We start from the raw sequence: 17553 nt of genomic DNA, 5'->3' as shown, positions 1-17553 counted from the left end.
GGAAAAATATGAAAAAAACTTTGCAAATTGTTTTAGCTGCAGCTTTTTTTGCCGGTTGCGCTAGCACTTCTGTAAATTCAAAATCAACTTCTAAAATCAGCAATGAATTTATGCAAAATCAGCTTTTTGAAATAGATAAAATTGTAGTCAATGGTAAAACCTTTGATCCTAAAAATGCTGAAGAAAATCCAAATATTAGCTTTGAAAATAATAAATTTTATGGTTATGCAGGATGTAATCGTTTCTTTGGTTCTTATCAAAGCAATGAAAATACTTTAGAAATTCAAGGAGATCGCGTTGCGTCAACTCAAATGCTTTGCCATCCTTTAGAAGTTATGGAATTTGAAAATGCCTTTCTTTCAAATTTTAAAGGAAGTTTTACAATTTCAAATAAAAATGGTAAATTAATCCTTAATAACGGTGAGATGGAAATATTCTTTAAATAACACACTACACTCCTAATATAGGAGTGTTTTTCTTCGGCTTGACAAAAAGCTAAAAAATGATACAATTATAATTTTATTATCAAAAAAGGTAGTTAAATGATAAAATCAATTCCCGAATGGAGTGAGCAAGAATATTTAATGCTTTCTTTACCTCATGAAAAGAGCGATTGGAAGCCTTATTTAGGAGAGATTATACAGGCTTATAAGGAATTTGTTAAGGCAACAAGTGAATTTCAAAAGGTTTTACTTATCGCTCCTAATAAAAGCGACTTTGCTCCATTTGAAAATATGACAAATGTAGAATTTTTTATATGCGATACTAATGATACATGGATACGCGATTTTGGTGCTATTGATGTTTTAGAAGACAATCATTTAAAAGCTCTTGATTTTACTTTTAATGCTTGGGGAAATAAATTTCAAAGCGAGTTGGATAATGAAGTAAATTCTAAACTTTTCAAAGAAAAATTTAACGAAAAGCTTACAAAAATAGATTTTATTTTAGAGGGTGGAAGCATTGATTTTAATGGCGAAGGTGTGATGCTTACAAGTTCTAATTGTCTTTTAAATGAAAACAGAAATTCTCATTTGGATAAAAGCCAAATTGAGGCAAGGTTAAAAGAAATTTTTGGCTTAAAGCAAATCATTTGGCTAGAAAATGGTTTTATAAAAGGTGACGATACAGATCATCATATCGATACTTTGGCAAGATTTATCGATAAAAATACTATAGCATATTCTATTTGTGAAGATGAGGAAGATGAGCATTATATACCCTTGCAAAAGATGAAAAAAGAACTTGAAGCAACAGGGTTTGATTTAGTAGAATTACCCTTGCCAAAGCCTTTATATTATGAAGGAAGAAGACTTGGAGCTACTTATGCAAATTTTGTTTTTGTAAATGATGCCTTGATTATGCCTTTTTATAAGGATGAAAATGATGAAATTATAAAGCAAAGATTGGCCAAAGCATTGCCTAAACGCAAGATTATAGGCGTAGATGCAAGAGTATTTTTACGCCAAAATGGCTCTTTGCACTGCTCTTGTCAAAACCGTTTCAAGGGCTTAAGATGAATTTGCAAAAAAAAGCAACACTTATAGCGAGTTTATGTGCCATAGTGTTAGCTTTGATTAAATTTGTGGTGGGATTAACGAGTGGCTCAGTGGCTGTGCTTTCAAGTGCGATTGATTCTTTGATGGATTTTGCAATATCGGCTTTTAACTTTTTAGCCTTAAAGAAAAGCTCTCAAAAGGCAAATGAGAATTATAATTTTGGTTTTTCCAAAATCGAAGCTTTGATGGGACTTTTAGAAGGTGCTTTCATCGTATCAGTAGGGATTTTTATTTTTTATGAAAGTATTTTAAAAATTTACTACAAAGAAGAAATTATTAATTTAAATGCAAGTATTTATGTAATGATCTTTGCTTTAATACTTACTTTTTTACTTGTGCTTTTTTTAAATTATGTGGTTAAAAAAACTAAAAGTTTGATTATAGAAAGTGATGCTTTGCATTATAAAACAGACTGTTTAACCAATGCTTGCACCTTAGCAGCTTTGGTTTTGATCTATTTTACAAATTTGCATATTATTGATGCGATTTTTGGTATAGTTGTAAGTCTTTATACTGCATTTTCTGCTTTTAAAATTATTAAAAAAGCTTTAGCTTTTTTAATGGATGAAGCTTTGCCTAAAGAACAAGTCAGTCAAATTTGCGCTTTAATATCTAGCAATCCTGAAGTTGTTTCTTATCATGAGTTAAAAACACGCAAAACTCCAAATTGCAATTATTTAAGCGTTCATTTGGTGTTTTGTCCTATAATTTCGCTTTTAAGCGCACACAAAGTTTCAGATGAGATAGAAAATGGCGTGCGCGAAATGTTTAATGGGGAGAAATGGGATATACAAATTCACCTAGATCCTTATGATGATGAAGAACAAGAAAGGCAAAGACAATGAAAATTGCACTAATTCAACAAAAATTTCACTCTACTAAAGAAAAAACTATAGAAAAAACTTGCGAATTTGTCGAACAAGCTGCTAAGCAAGGAGCCGAGCTTGTTTGCTTAGGAGAGCTTCATCAAAGCGAGTATTTTTGCCAAAGTGAAAATGTGGAATTTTTTGATTTGGCAAATGATTATGAAAAAGATGTGCAGTTTTGGTCGAGCGTAGCAAAGAAACACGGTGTAGTTTTACTTACTTCGCTTTTTGAAAAAAGAAGCGCAGGGCTTTATCATAATACTGCTGTAGTTTTTGAAAAAGATGGAAGTATAGCAGGAAAGTATCGCAAGATGCATATACCTGATGATCCTTGTTTTTATGAAAAATTCTATTTTACTCCAGGTGATTTGGGTTTTGAACCTATAAATACAAGTTTAGGAAAGCTTGGAGTACTTGTTTGTTGGGATCAGTGGTATCCTGAAGCGGCTAGACTTATGGCTTTAAAAGGAGCTCAAATTCTGATTTATCCTACTGCTATTGGTTGGTTTGACAAGGATGAAAAAGAAGAAAAACAAAGACAACTTGGCGCTTGGCTAGGGGTTCAAAAAGGACATGCTATTGCTAATGGTTTATATACCGTAGCAGTCAATAGAGTGGGCTTTGAAGAGGATAAAAGTGGTGTAGAAGAGGGGATAAGATTTTGGGGAAATTCTTTTGTTTTTGGGCCACAAGGTGAAGAAATTTGTATTTTAGATAGCGAAAATGAATGCGTAAAGCTTGTGGATATTGATTTAGAAAGAAGTGAAAATGTACGTCGTTGGTGGCCTTTTTTACGCGATAGACGCATAGAGTATTTTAGCGATTTATCAAAAAGATTTATTGATTGAAAAATTAAAAAGCTCTTTAATAAAGAGCTTTAAAAATTAATCTGCTTTATTTTTTAACTTTTCTAAGTAATTTGTAATTTGTTCTTTTTCTTCTTTATTTAAATAAATAAAACTCACTTCCTTAAGTCTTGAAAGCAATAAATTTTCTTTTGAAATTTCATCTTTTCCAATCTCTAAACTAGTAATAACACTCGAGCTTATAAGCAGTCTTTGGGTTTCATCTTTTCTTAATCCCCATATATTGTGTACAGCGACATTTTTATCTGAAATTTTTCCTGCATAAAGCATTATGTGACCAGGCAAATAGAGTAAATTTAAATAAGCTTTTCCAAAACGATCTAAGAAATCTTTTTTTTGAGAATTATCAAGAGTGCTTATATCAAAATGCGTAAAAGAATTTTTTTGTGCAGCTGAATTTCTTGGCAAATAAAGCCCAAAAGCTGAAAAGACATCGCGAGTAAGTAAAGAACAATCCCTTTCGAAATTATAACCGCCCCAGCCATAAGGTAAATTTAAAACTTCAGAAATTTGATTTTTTAAATTTTCATCATTAAAATTGAGAGGAAATTTACTTGCATTATCTTTAGATATCTTGTATTTTTTAGGGCCTATTTTTCCGTAAAAATAATTTTTATCTTCTTTATAATAAGGATAAAGCGCTCCGATTCTGCTTTCAAAGAAAAAATTTCCATCTTCATCTAAAATGGCTAATTTTTCTTTTAAAGGTGTAAGAAAGTTAAGTTTTTCATAAATTTGCGCCCTGCTGTCAGAAAAAAATTCTAAATCTTTACTTTCTATAAACCCCACTCCTGCTTCACTCAATACAAAAGCATAGCGTTTATCCTTGCTAAAATGCGAAACTAGGATAGGAGTACCTGCATTTAAAATGCTATCACTTGCATAATCAAAGGGAATTCCTTCGCTTTCAAGATAAGGATTTTTTAAAATCACTCTTTGCGTAGGGATATTTTTAACAAGGGTATTTTGTATAATTAATGCTTTTTTGTTGAGCTTGCCTAGTTCTTTGGTGTTTGCATTATCTATGGTTTTTTCAAACCAAGATAAGGGTATTACTTGCTTATTAAAGAAATAATAAATATTTTTAGGATTTGTATATAAAGAAAATGACCAAAAAAGATTTTGATTCTCTAAAGCTTTAAAAGAGCTGTGCCATGGGCTAAAAAAATGTTGCTTGTATTTTTGAGAATCAAAATTTATATTTTGATTCATTTTAGATAAAACACTGATATTTTGATCAAATTCGAGTTTTGCATAGTGCGAGTCTTGTTGATATTCAAAATTTGAAATACTCTGTGATGGGTTTGAATTTAACCCCGATTCTTTCAAAGAGCAAGCGGTAAAAAATAATGTTGCAAGACAAGGATATAGCCAAATTTTCATAATCAACCTTTTACAAAAAGTAGTTATAATTAAAGCTAAGGAAATATAATGCTTGATAAACTAGAGAAATTTTTAGCCTATGATAATGTTTTTTTAAGCGGTGGTGCAGGTGTTGGGAAAAGTTTTTTAACCAATGAACTCATACGCTCTTATAAAAGACAAGGCAAGATCGTTGTAGCTCTTGGTTCTAGTGCGCTTTCGGCATTTAATATAGCAGGAGTAACTCTACATAGCTTTTTTTGTTTGGGTTATTGTCAAGATATGGATATGCTTAGTGTTTTTGATCGCAATCAAAAACAAAGAGAAAGGGTTGTAAAATTAAAAGAAAGTCTTAAAAAAATTGATCTGATTATCATCGATGAAATTTCTATGGTAAGTGCTGATATTTTTGAGATGATAGGTTTTAGATTAAAAAATTCGCAATTTGATGGTAAAATTTTAGTTGTGGGTGATTTTTTTCAATTACCGCCCGTGATTAAAGAAAAAAAAGAAAATCTTTTTGCAAATTCTACTTATGCTTTTTCTTCCTTTTTTTGGAAGGAATTAAAATTTAAAAATATCAAACTAACTCAGCCAAAAAGAACGCATAATTTAGAATTTTATGGAAATTTATCCTTGATTAGACAAGGATTTTTAGATGATAAAATTTTAAATTTTTTTGAAAATTTATGTATAAATACAAAAGAATTAGAAGAATTAGATGATGATTATACCTTGCTTTGTAGCATAAATAAAAAGGTAAATGCTGTCAATGATGATAGATTAAGCAAGCTTGAAAGTCCACTTGTTTGCTTTAAAGCTGAAATTCGTAAAGAATGCAAAGATATAGACGAGCATAAAATTCAAACTTGGATAAAAAGTTTAAATATTTTAGATGAGCTTAAGATCAAAATAGGCGCACGCATTATTTTTTGTGTAAATAATTGGGATAAGGGATATTACAATGGCGAGCAAGGTATCATTGAAAGCATTACTTATGAAGAGGATAAAACTTATATTGGTATTATGAAAAGTAATGGTGTTAAAATCATGCTTGAACCCTATGTATTTTTCATGGAAGAGCTTGAGCAAAACAACAATGAAATGTTTATCAATGTGCTTGCAAGTGTAAGTCAATTTCCCATTAAACTAGCTTATGCTATTACCATACATAAATCACAGGGTATGAGTATAGAAAAATTAGTATGTGATATCGATCATATTTTTGAAAACGGACAGCTTTATGTGGCTTTGTCGCGTGCTATAAATCCTACTACTCTTAAAATTTATTTTACAAAAAGAATAAATTTTAAAGCCTATTTTGCTAGTATTTTAAAATTCGATACAAGCGTAAGAGAATTTTATCAAAATAATGATTTTTTAGATCTTGAATTAGAAAATAATATCATTTAAAAGGATGAGAATGAAAAAAATATTTTTACTTACTTTTTTATCTTTAAGCCTTAATGCACAAAGTCTAGAACTTGATAAAATAAGAACAGATTTATACTCAAAAAGCGGGGCAAATGTGCTTAAAAAAGTTGAAATTTCTTTAGAATTTGAAGGCGAGAAATTAAAAGAAAACGAAAACAAGCTTACAGATGCGGTAAATACCGTGATTTCTGGATTTTTTTATGAAGATATTTTTACAGAACTTGGAAAAAATAATTTTAAAAAAACTTTAGAAAAATTTATAGATAAAAAATACAAAATTAAAATCAACGAGATTTATATCTTATCTCTAAGCGGAGTAGAAAAATTTGATTTAGAAGAATTTAAGCGTTTCTTGGCAAGTACTGAAGCTAAGGAAAAAAATGTAGGCAGTGAAGTTAAAAAAGCTCTTGATAATTTAGAAATTCCTCAAACTCCTGCGGTTCCAAATATTTCCGATATAGAAACTCCACAAATAGATCAACTTTTTCAAGATGATAATACACAAAATCAATATGATAATGGAGAAATTGATATCAATACCCTTAACATCCCTAAAATTACAGATATAGAAGAGAAGATAAAGCGAGATTTGATCGCAAATCCACCGCAAATTTTTAAAGAAAATAATAACTCTAAAGAAAAAGGCTTTGAGTTGAATTTGGATACAAATTCAACTATGCCTTAAATCTTATCGAATCATATCGTAATGATTAGGAAATTTGGCTTTAAAAACTTCAGGATTGACAGCAGGGTTTTTGATTTGATGATTTAGAGTGATTAAAATATCGTTTTCAAATTCGTCCTTATAAGCAATGCTTTGAATTTCATTATCTTTGAGTGTGATAGTATAATTTATATTTTCATATTTTGCGATCAGTTGATTGTCGTTTAAATGTTTTGCTTTTTTAAAAATTTCATTAAGATTAGGGATATTATCAAGACGCGAAAAGACAACTTGTTCTAAATCATGTTCTACTAAAACAATTTGATTTTTATTAATATATATTTCTTTTTTGCTTGGAGTGTCATAGCTCCAATAAGCTTGTTCTTGACTTAAAATAAAATGCCCTGAGTATGAAAGGGTTGAATCTTTTGATTTTACTGACTGCGTGAAATTACTAGAATAGGTATTAAAATTAAGATCAATAGCTAAAATATGACTTAAACAAAAGAAAAATAAACAAAATATTTTTTTCATACGCTTGCCTTCTAAATTTATTTTGGAATTTTTATAACATTCTAGCTAATTTTAATTAAATAATCGTTATAATCATAGCTTGAAAAAAATATCAAAAGAGGTTTAAAAATGTTTTTAAATACCTTAAAAGCCGTATTTGGGACAAAAAATGATCGTGAGGTAAAAAAGTATCTTAAACGAGTAGCACAAATAAATGCTCTTGAGAGTAAATATCAAAATTTAAGTGATGATGAATTAAAGGCTGAATTTGGAAAATTTAAAGAGCAAATTCTAAGCGGAGAAAAAAAAGAAAATGATATTTTAAATGATGTTTTTGCCATAGTTAGAGAAGTAGGAAAAAGAACTTTAAATATGCGCCATTTTGATGTGCAGTTAATCGGCGGTATGGTTTTGCATGAGGGAAAGATCGCAGAAATGAAAACAGGGGAGGGTAAAACTCTTGTGGCAACCTTGCCTGTTGTGCTAAATGCTATGAATGGAAAAGGTGTGCATGTAGTTACAGTCAATGATTATTTGGCTAAAAGAGATGCCGAACAAATGAGCGCAATTTATAATTTCCTAGGCTTTAGCGTAGGCGTGATTCTTTCATCTCAAAATAGTGATTTAGAGCATAAAAAAGCCTATGATTGTGATATTACTTATGGGACAAATAATGAATTTGGCTTTGATTATTTGCGCGATAATATGAAATTTTCAAAGGCTGAAAAGGTGCAAAGAGAACATCATTTTGTTATCGTGGATGAAGTAGATAGCATTTTAATTGATGAAGCAAGAACTCCACTTATCATCAGTGGCCCTACAAATCGTACTTTAGATGGTTATATCAAAGCAAATGAAGTAGCTAAGCAAATGCAAAGAGGTGAGGCAGTTTTACCTCCTGCTAAGCCTGAAGGTGATTTTATAGTGGATGAAAAAAATCGCAATATCTTAATCACAGAAGCAGGAATTGCTAAGGCTGAAAAATTATTTGGTGTAGAAAATTTATACAGCCTTGATAATGCCATCTTAGCTCATCAGCTTGATCAAGCTTTAAAAGCACACAATCTTTTTGAAAAAGATGTGCATTATGTTTTAAGAAATAACGAAGTAATCATCGTCGATGAATTTACAGGTCGTTTAAGCGAGGGGCGTCGATTTAGCGAAGGACTTCATCAAGCTTTAGAGGCTAAGGAAAATGTAAAAATTCAAGAAGAAAGTCAGACTTTAGCTGATATTACATTTCAAAATTATTTTAGAATGTATGAAAAATTAGCTGGTATGACAGGAACAGCACAAACTGAAGCGACTGAATTTTCTCAAATTTACAGCTTGGATGTTGTTTCTATACCTACAAATATTCCTATTAAAAGACAGGATAAAGACGATTTGATTTATAAAACTCAAAATGAAAAATTTAAAGCTGTAATCGAAGAAATCAAAAAAGCAAATGCTAAAGGTCAGCCTGTACTTGTAGGAACTGCGAGCATTGAAAGAAGTGAAGTTTTTCACAATATGCTTGTAAAAGAAAAAATTCCTCATCATGTTTTAAATGCTAAAAATCACGAGCAAGAAGCTTTAATTATCCAAGATGCGGGTAAAAAAGGTGCAGTGACTATCGCTACAAATATGGCAGGTCGTGGCGTGGATATAAAAATCGATGATGAGATAAGGGCTTTAGGCGGACTTTATATCATCGGTACAGAAAGACATGAAAGCCGTAGGATTGATAATCAACTTCGCGGTCGTGCCGGAAGACAGGGTGATCCAGGTATTAGCCGTTTTTATTTGAGTTTGGAAGACAATCTTTTAAGAATTTTTGGCGGAGATCGTATCAAAAATATTATGGATCGCTTAGGGATACAAGAGGGTGAACATATAGAATCAAGGATTGTAACAAGAGCAGTTGAAAATGCGCAAAAAAAGGTTGAAAGCTTGCATTTTGAAAGTAGAAAACATTTGCTCGAATACGATGATGTGGCCAATGAACAAAGAAAGACTATCTATCGTTACCGTAATGAACTTTTAGATGAAGAATATGATATTAAAACTAAAATTTCACAAAATATTGCAGAATATAGCGCTTATATTATGAATGATTTTATGATTGAAGAAAGTGGAGCGGATTTAAATTTTGAAAATTTAAAAGCTAAAATTTTAGATGAATGTTCTGTTGAACTCAAGCAAAGTGATTTTGAAAATCTTAGCTTGATTGAAATGCAAGAAAAATTAAGTGAAGTTTTAGAAAAATCATACGATGAAAAAATGTCAAAATTAGATTCTAAGCAACTTCATCATATAGAACGTATTTTGTATTTACAAGTTTTGGATAATGCTTGGCGTGAGCATTTGTATCAAATGGATATTTTAAAAACAGGTATAGGACTTCGCGGATACAATCAAAAAGATCCTTTAGTGGAATACAAAAAAGAAAGTTATAATCTTTTTTTAGAGCTTGTTAATCGTATCAAATTTGATAGCATTAAGTTGCTTTTTAGCGTGAAATTTAGCCAAGAAGAAGCGCAGAATTTAGAAGAAAAAGCAAATCAAGAAAATGAAGCTTTATTTGAAAAATCGGTGGAAATGGGTGCTAGTGAGGATAATTTAGGCGAGGCTGAATTTAAAAAAGTTCCACGCAATGCTCCTTGCCCTTGCGGAAGCGGTAAAAAATTTAAAGAATGCCATGGAAAAAGCGGGCCTAAACAAGGAATTTTAGCTTGAAAAAAAGCGTTTTAAAATATCTACTTTTTAAATACTTAAGATTTGATAAAGAGCAACCCTTTATCAATCTCTCTATGCTTTTGGCTTTTTTAGGGGTTTGTGTAGGACTTTGTGTTTTGCTTGTGGCAATGGCTATCATGAATGGCTTTGATAAAGAATTTGAAAAGCGTTTTTTTGTGATGAATTATCCTATTACCATAGTGCCAAAATTTTATTCTCCTATGGATGAAGATTTGGTAAAAGAGCTTAAAAGAGAATTTCCCCATTTGCTTTTTAGTCCGTATATTAGCACTCAAGTTGTAGCAAAAGCAGATAATCGCTTTGAAGGAGGCGTCCTTTTTGGTGTGAATTTCAATGATGAAATTAAAATCAATGAAGTGGTGGCTAAAGCTTTAAAAGATGAGAATTTAAGTGGTTTTGATATACTTGTGGGTTCGGTGCTTGCAGATGAACTTAACTTACATAAAAACGACAAACTTTCACTTATCTTTTCAAATCTTAGTCCCAGTGGATTTTCTTTAGTTCCGCAAGCTAAACGCTTTGATGTGAAAGCGCGTTTTACTTCAGGGCTTATATTTTATGATAAAGCTTATATGTATACGGATGTAAATGCGCTTCGAAAAGTACTTGGTATCAGCAATCAGCAAAGTTATGATGGTGTGCATGTTTATAGTGAAAATGCATTTAAAGATGTAGAAAAACTTAAATCCTACCTAAAAAGTGATTATGCCGTTGTAGGCTGGTGGGAGCAAAATCAAAACTTCTTTTCTGCTCTTAAGCTTGAAAAAAGAGCACTTTTTATAGTTTTAATGCTTATTATTTTGGTGGCAAGTTTAAATATAGTGAGTTCTTTACTGATGATAGTGATGAATCGTCGTGCTGAAATCGCACTTTTGCTTGCCTTAGGTGCAAGTAAATTGGAAATAAAGAAAAGCTTTTTTGCCTTAGGCATGCTAATAGGTGGTGGCGGTATGATCATAGGAATCATACTTGCATTTTTTGCTTTGTGGCTTTTAGGAAATTTTGATATTATTACCTTGCCTGCAGATGTTTATGGTACGAGTAAATTACCGCTTGATTTATCTGTGATGGATTTTTCTTTAACCTTGGTGGGTGCTTTGATAATCATTGCTTTATCTTCTTATTATCCTGCTAAAAAAGCAACACAAATCAATGTTTTAGATACTTTAAGAAATGAATAAAAAAATGGAACAAAAATTTGACGAAAATAAATTCATGCAAGAATATGCTAGAAATCAAAGACTAAAATCTCTTACTTTAAAAGGTGTTTTGATTTTTATTATAAGCATAGCTTTGCTTATTCCTTTATTGATGTTAAAAACTTTAGTGGAAGATAGAAAATATAGTGCGCAAAATGTTGTTTCATTGATGGGAAAAGCTTGGGGTAGTGATGAGTTTTATACGCCAAGTTTAAATGAGAAAATTTTGCCTAATAAATTAGAACTTTGGGTGGATTTAAAATATCAAGAACGTACTAAGGGTATTTATAAAATTCCACTTTATACTGCTTTTGTAGATTTTAATGCAAGCTTTAATATAGAAAATTTAAGCAATTTTGATGAAAATTCTATCCAATTTTTTAAAGGAAAATTAAGGAATTTGCAATTTAATGTCTTAGAAGATATATTATGGGTAAGTGGAACTTTGCAATTAAAAGGTTATGGTTCTTTTGATGCTAATCTACAAGCTAAAGAAAATATCATACATATAAACTCAAATGCCACAAATCCTTCTTTTGAATATGCTTTACCTAATGATTATTCTGTTGATAAAAAAGGTTTTAGTGCTTTTTATGAATTTGAAAATAGTATTTTAGATGATAAAGTCGAGAAAAAAAGATTAAGCGTTGAATTTTATCAAGGGGTGGATGATTATCGCTTGATTGATCGTATGATAAAATATGGATATTTATTTATTATTTTAACCTTCTTGGTATTGTTTTTATGTGAGCTTGCCTCAAAGAAAAATGTTATTTTGCTTCAATATGCGATTTTAGGAGCAAGCTTGATAGTATTTTATCTTATGCTTTTAAGTTTTAGCGAGCGCGTAGGATTTAATTTTGCTTATCTTTTTTCAAGCTTGGCTATAATTATACCTTTATCACTTTACACTTTAAGTATCATGGGGCAAAAGCGTTTTGCTATAGTAATGGCTACGATTTTATTTATTTTATATTTATGCTTGTTTATTATGTTAAAGCAAGATGAATATGCATTATTGATAGGAACCTTTATAGCTATGTTTGGAATTTATGCAGCTATGTATTTTACTAGAAATTTAAATAAAGATTATCATCAAGGATGATTTTTTCTTAATGATAATCTTGTATCAGACTTTTTAAAATCACTCCATCAAGTCTTAATTCATAAGCTTTTTCAAGCTTGTGTAAATTTTCTACTAGGAGTAAAATTTTACTATCAAAGAGATAAAATTCTGCTACTTCAGAAGCAAAACGAGCTAAATTTTCATCATCAAAAAGTAAAAATTTAGCCCCTAAAGCATTGCTTAGAAAAATTTCATTTTTATCTTGTATCAAAATAGCAAAATCCAAATTTTCATTTTTTGCATTTTGGATGATTTCTTCATTGTATAAAAAGCAAGAAATTTGATCTTTTTTTAGTTTTTTGCTTTCATTAATAAAGCAAAAATTCGAATTTTGTGTTAATAAATAGTGTCCTAAAATCAACATTTTAGTTTCCTTATTTTGTTTTTATAATCATAGTTAAGTTTAACTTATAAAAAATTTTAAAATTAGAGCTTAATTAAATTTAATTAGACTTTGGCTAAAATATCTACAATAAAAAGGAGAAAACTTGTCTTTATTTATACAAAAATGTAAAAATTTCAAAATCCAAAAACCACTTTCTAAAAAAGTGATATTTTTTAATGCTTTAATTTTGATTTTTATCTTAAGCTTATTTTTTTATTTTAGCTTTAGTGTGAGCGCTTATCATTTTGATTTTACTTCTTTATTAGAATATAAAAATAAAATTATCTATGGTTTTTTTCAAACCTTATCTGTTAGTTTTTTTGCTTTAATGTGTAGCATAATTTTAGGGGTTGTAATTTGCTTTTTTTCTTTGAGTAAGATTATTATTTTGAGATTTTTTGCTACTTTATATGTAGAGCTTATCCGTGGAACTCCTTTACTTGTGCAAGTACTTTTGGTTTTTTATATCATTGCAAATAGTTTAGGATTTGACGATCGCTATGTTGTAGGGATATTTATCCTTTCAATGTTTTCAGCGGCTTATTTATCTGAAATTTTTAGAGCAGGCGTTTTAAGTGTGCCTATCATTCAAATAGAAAGTGCTAGAGCCTTAGGACTTAGTGAGAGGCAAATTTTTTTATATATCATTTTTCCTCAAGCTATTAAAAATATTTTAGCTCCTATTAGTGGGCAACTTGCCAATCTTATTAAAGATAGTTCTTTACTAAGCGTGATTGCGCTTAATGAGCTTACTCAAAGCATACAAGAGGTAAATTCGTATATCTTTGCAACCTTGGAAGGATATATCGTTTTGGCCTTTGCATATCTTATTTTAACCTTGCCCATAGGTATATTTTCGCGCTATTTGGAAAGAAAATATCAAAAATAGGCTAAATTTCCTTGACAAATTGGTATATATTTTGGCATAATCACATTTTCATTTAAAAAATGTCTCGTTAGCTCAGCCGGTAGAGCATCTCCCTTTTAAGGAGGGGGCCGTTGGTTCGAATCCAACACGGGACACCACTTATTTTTTAAGGTCGCTTAGCTCAGTTGGTAGAGCGCCACCCTTACAAGGTGGATGTCATAAGTTCGAGTCTTATAGTGACCACCATTAAATTATTACTTCTTGGGTGCAGCGGTAGTTCAGCTGGTTAGAATGCCGCCCTGTCACGGCGGAGGTCGCGGGTTCGAGCCCCGTCCGCTGCGCCATCTGTCTCGTTAGCTCAGCCGGTAGAGCATCTCCCTTTTAAGGAGGGGGCCGTTGGTTCGAATCCAACACGGGACACCACTTATCGGGTTTAGACCCTTTCGTCTAGTGGCCCAGGACAACACTCTCTCTGTGTGGAAACAGAGGTTCAAATCCTCTAGGGGTCGCCAAAAATTAAGGTCGCTTAGCTCAGTTGGTAGAGCGCCACCCTTACAAGGTGGATGTCATAAGTTCGAGTCTTATAGTGACCACCATTAAATTATTACTTCTTGGGTGCAGCGGTAGTTCAGCTGGTTAGAATGCCGCCCTGTCACGGCGGAGGTCGCGGGTTCGAGCCCCGTCCGCTGCGCCATCATTAAAATTTCAATTTTATTATACTTTTTTGCAGTGCTTCAAAGAAATAGTCAATATCTTCTTTTTCGTGAGTATAATGTAAACTAATTCTTAGCCAACCTGGTTTAGTTTTTAATTCTTCATTATCTTTTAAGCCTAGTAAATCATGCCCATAAGGACCAGCGCAAGCACAGCCCGCGCGTGTTTCTATGTGGTATTTTTTACTCAGCTCATAGGCTAAGTCAAAAGGAGAAATGTTTTTGATATTAAAAGCAAAGATAGGTAAGCGAGTTTTTATATTATTAGCATATAGGATTAAATGAGGTATAGCTTTTAGTTTTTCAAAGAAGTATTCTTTTAAAATTTCTTCTTTTTTTTCTATTTCTTCTATGCCTATTTCATCTTTTATTTTAAAAGCCAAGCTCGCACGAATTAGTTGTAAAATTCCAGGAGTCCCTCCTTCTTCTAAAGCCTCTTCATTGCAAAGATAACATTGAGAGGTGCGCGAAACATAACCCACAGTTCCTCCTGCGGCAAAGCTTGGTTTGTTTCCGCAAAGTTCTTTTTTGATTGCTAAAAGACCAGAGCCTCCTATACCCCCGATTAGTTTATGAGAGCTTATAAATAAAGCATCATAATACTTGCAAGCTATGTTTTTATAAGGGATAAAGCTTGATGCATCAAAAGCCACTATGCCTTTAAATTTACGCACTAATTTAGAAATGCGTTTATAATCACTTAATATACCTGTAACATTTGAAGCTAGGGAAAAACTAGCGATAATTTTTCTGTGTTGATTTTCTTTTAAAACTTTTTCTAAAATTTCAAAGTCTATGTTTCCTTTTTTATCTAGGGGAATTCTTATACATTCGCACAAACCTTCACGGAAGGAAAGTTCGTTAGAATGATGTTCATAAGGCCCTACGATAACTAAGGGTAGGGTGCTTTTATCTACCTTTTCAAAATATCTTTCTTTAACAAGTGGCGGGATATAAATTCCAAGTAATTCTTGAAATTTTTTAATAGCACTGCTAGAGCCTGATCCACAAGCAATAAGTGCAAATTCATCACTTAGATTAAGACTTGTTTTGATATCTTTGCGTGCTTGTTCGTAAATTTGTTGAGTTTTAAAAGAGTTTAAGGAGCTGTCAGAATGAGTATTTGCATAACTTGGTAGTATTTTTGCAATTTCTTTTTCTACACATTTTAATGCCAAAGCACTAGCGGTAAAGTCAAAATGCAAGGTGCCTTTTTTTAAAATTATTTCTTTTTTTAAATCTGAAATTTGCAAGCACAATCCTTTAAAAATTTGCTAAAATTATACTATAAAAATACTTTTAAAAAGGAAAAATATAAATTTTAATCATTTTGCAAAAATTTGCAACACTTCAGCTTTGGCTAAAATTTTTGATTTTTATAGTGTTTTTGAGGGTTTTGAGAGCTTGGATAGTTTAAATTTTGAAGAAGATGTATTTCACAATATAGAATATCTTTTGCTCAAAAACTATTTAGATATCAAGGATTGTTTTAAGCTCGATGAGACCGCTTCTTACGCTCTTAGCTTGCTAGCTAAAAACAATCGTAAGCGTTTTTCTATCAATAGAAAAATTCAGCATTTTAAGGCTTTATCAACTTTAAAATATCTTTTAAGAGCGGGGATTATAAAACTTGAGCATAGCAAAGAGGCGAAAAGGGTAAGAGATAAACGACAAAAACTTAAAAAAGAATTAAGATCTTATGTGATACAAGATAAAATTATCTTTGCCAATCAATTTACTCGTTTCTTTTTTTATTTTCTAAAACCCAATGAAAAGTTGATTTTGCAAAATCGCTATAAAGAAGTTTTAACTTTGATTAAAGAGAAATTTGAACTTTATCAAAGTTTTTGTTTTGAGCAACTTTCCAGAGAATTGCTTGAAAAAAAATTTCAAGTGAGTGGGGTGCAAAGTTATTGGGATAAAAATTTAGAACTTGATCTTTATTATAAAGATGACAAGATAAGTTTTATCGGCGAAGTTAAATTTAAAAATAAAAAAATTTGTAGAAATATTTTAAATCTTTTAGAATTAAAAGCAAAATCTTTAAAACTAGAGCCAAATAATTATATTATTATTTCAAAAAATGGTTTTAGTAAAGAATTTTATAAAATTTGTAAACAAGATTTGCTTTTATTGGATTTAAATGATTTTAAAATTTTATTAGAGGAAAATAAATGAATGAAAATATTTTAAAAAGTCTAGACTCAAGTGAAAAAGAAACCTTACAAAAAGGCTTACAAAGCCTTATAGAGCAAACTTATATTGTAGAAAACGAATATAAAATTTTAAACGAAAATTATAATTCTTTGCGTGCTATGGTAGATGAGATTATCGAGGTTTTGCCTAGTGCGCTTTGGATTTTAGATAAAGAAAAAAATATTATTTTGCAAAATCAAGAAGCTTTGAAAAAACCTAAATTGCTTGATATTATCAGTCTTGAAAAAAATCGTGATGAACTTGAATTTGAGAATAGATTTTATGCGGTTAAAATTATTGCTCATAATGAAAAAACCATAGTTTCAGCTACGGATATTAGCGATGAAAAACGCAATGAAAGACTTGCTAGTATGGGAAGTGTTGCGGCGCATTTAGCGCATGAGATAAGAAATCCCATAGGCTCTATATCCTTACTTGCCTCCACGCTTTTTTCTCGTAGTGAGCTTAAAAACAAACATATTGTGCTTGAAATTCAAAAGGCTATTGCTAGGGTAGAGCGTATTGTAAATTCTACTTTGCTTTTTACCAAGGGTGTGCATATCAATGCAAGCGAGTTTAATCTTTTAGAATTAACAGAAGAGTGTGAAAGTGCTATAAATTCTTATAATTACTCATCTCAAATTGATTTTGAAATTAATTTTTTAGATATGAAAATTTATGGAGATAAAGCACTTTTATCTTTGGTTTTGCAAAATTTGATTTATAATGCCATAGATGCGATCGAAGAAAGTGAGTGCGAAAATCCTAAAATCAAAATTCAAGCAAGCTGTGATGAACAAAATTTATACATTAGGGTTTATGATAATGGTTGTGAAATCAAAGATGAAAATTTAGTTTTTGAAGCTTTTAAGACTACTAAACTTAAGGGAAATGGATTGGGCCTATCGCTTTCTAAAGAAATCATTAATGCTCATAAAGGAGAATTAAAATTTGAAATTTGGCCTAAAAATTTTTATTTTGTTTTGCCTTTACATTATAATAGTTAATTTATGATAGGATTTGTTTTAATTTCTTCAAAGAATGGCTCTAAGTATGCAAATAG

General features: G+C 30.9%; 16 protein-coding genes and 7 tRNA genes. 19 read left to right on the top strand and 4 right to left on the bottom strand.

The window, feature by feature from the left end; genetic code table 11:
- Window positions 1-8 precede the first annotated feature (8 nt).
- The 4 genes from AAID94_04865 (at window position 9) to AAID94_04850 (ending at window position 3273) form a co-directional block, all read left to right on the top strand.
- Window positions 9-446: an META domain-containing protein gene (locus AAID94_04865; GenBank protein XAK23184.1), complete on the top strand. Its 438-nt coding sequence runs from the start codon at window positions 9-11 to the stop codon at window positions 444-446.
- 96 nt (window positions 447-542) lie between these two features.
- Window positions 543-1520: an agmatine deiminase family protein gene (locus tag AAID94_04860; GenBank protein XAK23183.1), complete on the top strand. Its 978-nt coding sequence runs from the start codon at window positions 543-545 to the stop codon at window positions 1518-1520.
- Window positions 1517-2404 (top strand): cation diffusion facilitator family transporter, encoded by an 888-nt coding sequence (locus tag AAID94_04855; GenBank protein ID XAK23182.1) that lies wholly within the window; start codon window positions 1517-1519, stop codon window positions 2402-2404. The genes AAID94_04860 and AAID94_04855 overlap by 4 nt, the downstream gene beginning before the upstream one ends.
- Window positions 2401-3273 (top strand): N-carbamoylputrescine amidohydrolase, encoded by an 873-nt coding sequence (locus AAID94_04850; GenBank protein XAK23181.1) that lies wholly within the window; start codon window positions 2401-2403, stop codon window positions 3271-3273. Before AAID94_04855 ends, AAID94_04850 begins: the two co-directional genes overlap by 4 nt.
- A gap of 36 nt (window positions 3274-3309) precedes the next feature.
- Here AAID94_04850 and AAID94_04845 read toward each other — a convergent pair whose 3' ends face one another.
- The gene (locus AAID94_04845; protein ID XAK23180.1) at window positions 3310-4674 is read right to left on the bottom strand and encodes an SH3 domain-containing protein; all 1365 of its coding nucleotides are present in this window, start codon (window positions 4672-4674) and stop codon (window positions 3310-3312) included.
- A 48-nt stretch (window positions 4675-4722) separates the two neighbouring features.
- Here AAID94_04845 and AAID94_04840 point away from each other — a divergent pair, with 48 nt between their 5' ends.
- Together AAID94_04840 and AAID94_04835 are read left to right on the top strand one after the other, a co-directional pair.
- Window positions 4723-6066: a DEAD/DEAH box helicase gene (locus AAID94_04840; protein XAK23179.1), complete on the top strand. Its 1344-nt coding sequence runs from the start codon at window positions 4723-4725 to the stop codon at window positions 6064-6066.
- A 10-nt stretch (window positions 6067-6076) separates the two neighbouring features.
- Window positions 6077-6772: a flagellar basal body-associated FliL family protein gene (locus AAID94_04835; protein XAK23178.1), complete on the top strand. Its 696-nt coding sequence runs from the start codon at window positions 6077-6079 to the stop codon at window positions 6770-6772.
- A 3-nt stretch (window positions 6773-6775) separates the two neighbouring features.
- On the opposite strand, the gene lolA is transcribed toward AAID94_04835, so the two are convergent.
- Window positions 6776-7285 (bottom strand): LolA-like outer membrane lipoprotein chaperone, encoded by a 510-nt coding sequence (lolA, locus tag AAID94_04830; protein ID XAK23177.1) that lies wholly within the window; start codon window positions 7283-7285, stop codon window positions 6776-6778.
- 108 nt (window positions 7286-7393) lie between these two features.
- Here lolA and secA point away from each other — a divergent pair, with 108 nt between their 5' ends.
- From secA to AAID94_04815, 3 genes are read left to right on the top strand one after another with little or no spacing between them, the layout of a single operon-like run.
- Entirely contained in the window at window positions 7394-9982 is a 2589-nt protein-coding gene (gene secA, locus AAID94_04825; GenBank protein XAK23176.1) for a preprotein translocase subunit SecA, read from the top strand.
- The gene (locus AAID94_04820; protein ID XAK23175.1) at window positions 9979-11184 is read left to right on the top strand and encodes an ABC transporter permease; all 1206 of its coding nucleotides are present in this window, start codon (window positions 9979-9981) and stop codon (window positions 11182-11184) included. Before secA ends, AAID94_04820 begins: the two co-directional genes overlap by 4 nt.
- A complete protein-coding gene (locus tag AAID94_04815; GenBank protein ID XAK23174.1) occupies window positions 11177-12307 on the top strand; it encodes an inner membrane CreD family protein in 1131 nt (376 codons plus the stop codon). The genes AAID94_04820 and AAID94_04815 overlap by 8 nt, the downstream gene beginning before the upstream one ends.
- Window positions 12308-12314: 7 nt before the next feature.
- Here the strand turns inward: AAID94_04815 and AAID94_04810 are convergent, their stop codons facing one another.
- Window positions 12315-12692 (bottom strand): hypothetical protein, encoded by a 378-nt coding sequence (locus tag AAID94_04810; protein ID XAK23173.1) that lies wholly within the window; start codon window positions 12690-12692, stop codon window positions 12315-12317.
- Window positions 12693-12816: 124 nt separating this feature from the next.
- Between AAID94_04810 and AAID94_04805 the strand changes: the two genes are divergently transcribed.
- The 8 genes from AAID94_04805 (at window position 12817) to AAID94_04770 (ending at window position 14275) form a co-directional block, all read left to right on the top strand.
- Window positions 12817-13602, top strand: a complete 786-nt coding sequence (locus AAID94_04805) for an amino acid ABC transporter permease (protein XAK23172.1) — start codon at window positions 12817-12819, stop codon at window positions 13600-13602.
- 61 nt (window positions 13603-13663) lie between these two features.
- A tRNA-Lys gene (locus tag AAID94_04800) sits at window positions 13664-13739 on the top strand.
- Window positions 13740-13751: 12 nt separating this feature from the next.
- A tRNA-Val gene (locus AAID94_04795) sits at window positions 13752-13827 on the top strand.
- 21 nt (window positions 13828-13848) lie between these two features.
- Window positions 13849-13925: transfer RNA gene (locus AAID94_04790), tRNA-Asp, on the top strand.
- A gap of 3 nt (window positions 13926-13928) precedes the next feature.
- Window positions 13929-14004: transfer RNA gene (locus tag AAID94_04785), tRNA-Lys, on the top strand.
- 13 nt (window positions 14005-14017) lie between these two features.
- Window positions 14018-14093 (top strand) — tRNA-Arg (locus AAID94_04780).
- Window positions 14094-14101: 8 nt separating this feature from the next.
- Window positions 14102-14177, top strand: a tRNA-Val gene (locus AAID94_04775).
- Window positions 14178-14198: 21 nt separating this feature from the next.
- A tRNA-Asp gene (locus AAID94_04770) sits at window positions 14199-14275 on the top strand.
- A 3-nt stretch (window positions 14276-14278) separates the two neighbouring features.
- Here AAID94_04770 and AAID94_04765 read toward each other — a convergent pair.
- Entirely contained in the window at window positions 14279-15553 is a 1275-nt protein-coding gene (locus AAID94_04765; GenBank protein XAK23171.1) for an aminotransferase class V-fold PLP-dependent enzyme, read from the bottom strand.
- Between the two features lie 34 nt (window positions 15554-15587).
- Here AAID94_04765 and AAID94_04760 point away from each other — a divergent pair, with 34 nt between their 5' ends.
- Window positions 15588-16472 (top strand): DUF234 domain-containing protein, encoded by an 885-nt coding sequence (locus AAID94_04760; GenBank protein XAK24782.1) that lies wholly within the window; start codon window positions 15588-15590, stop codon window positions 16470-16472.
- A complete protein-coding gene (locus AAID94_04755) occupies window positions 16469-17497 on the top strand; it encodes a HAMP domain-containing sensor histidine kinase (GenBank protein ID XAK23170.1) in 1029 nt (342 codons plus the stop codon). Before AAID94_04760 ends, AAID94_04755 begins: the two co-directional genes overlap by 4 nt.
- The last annotated feature ends 56 nt before the right edge of the window (window positions 17498-17553 follow it).

Source organism: Campylobacter coli (assembly GCA_039516895.1).
Taxonomy (GTDB): Bacteria; Campylobacterota; Campylobacteria; order Campylobacterales; family Campylobacteraceae; genus Campylobacter_D; species Campylobacter_D coli_B.
This window is presented reverse-complemented; position numbering and strand designations above follow the sequence as displayed.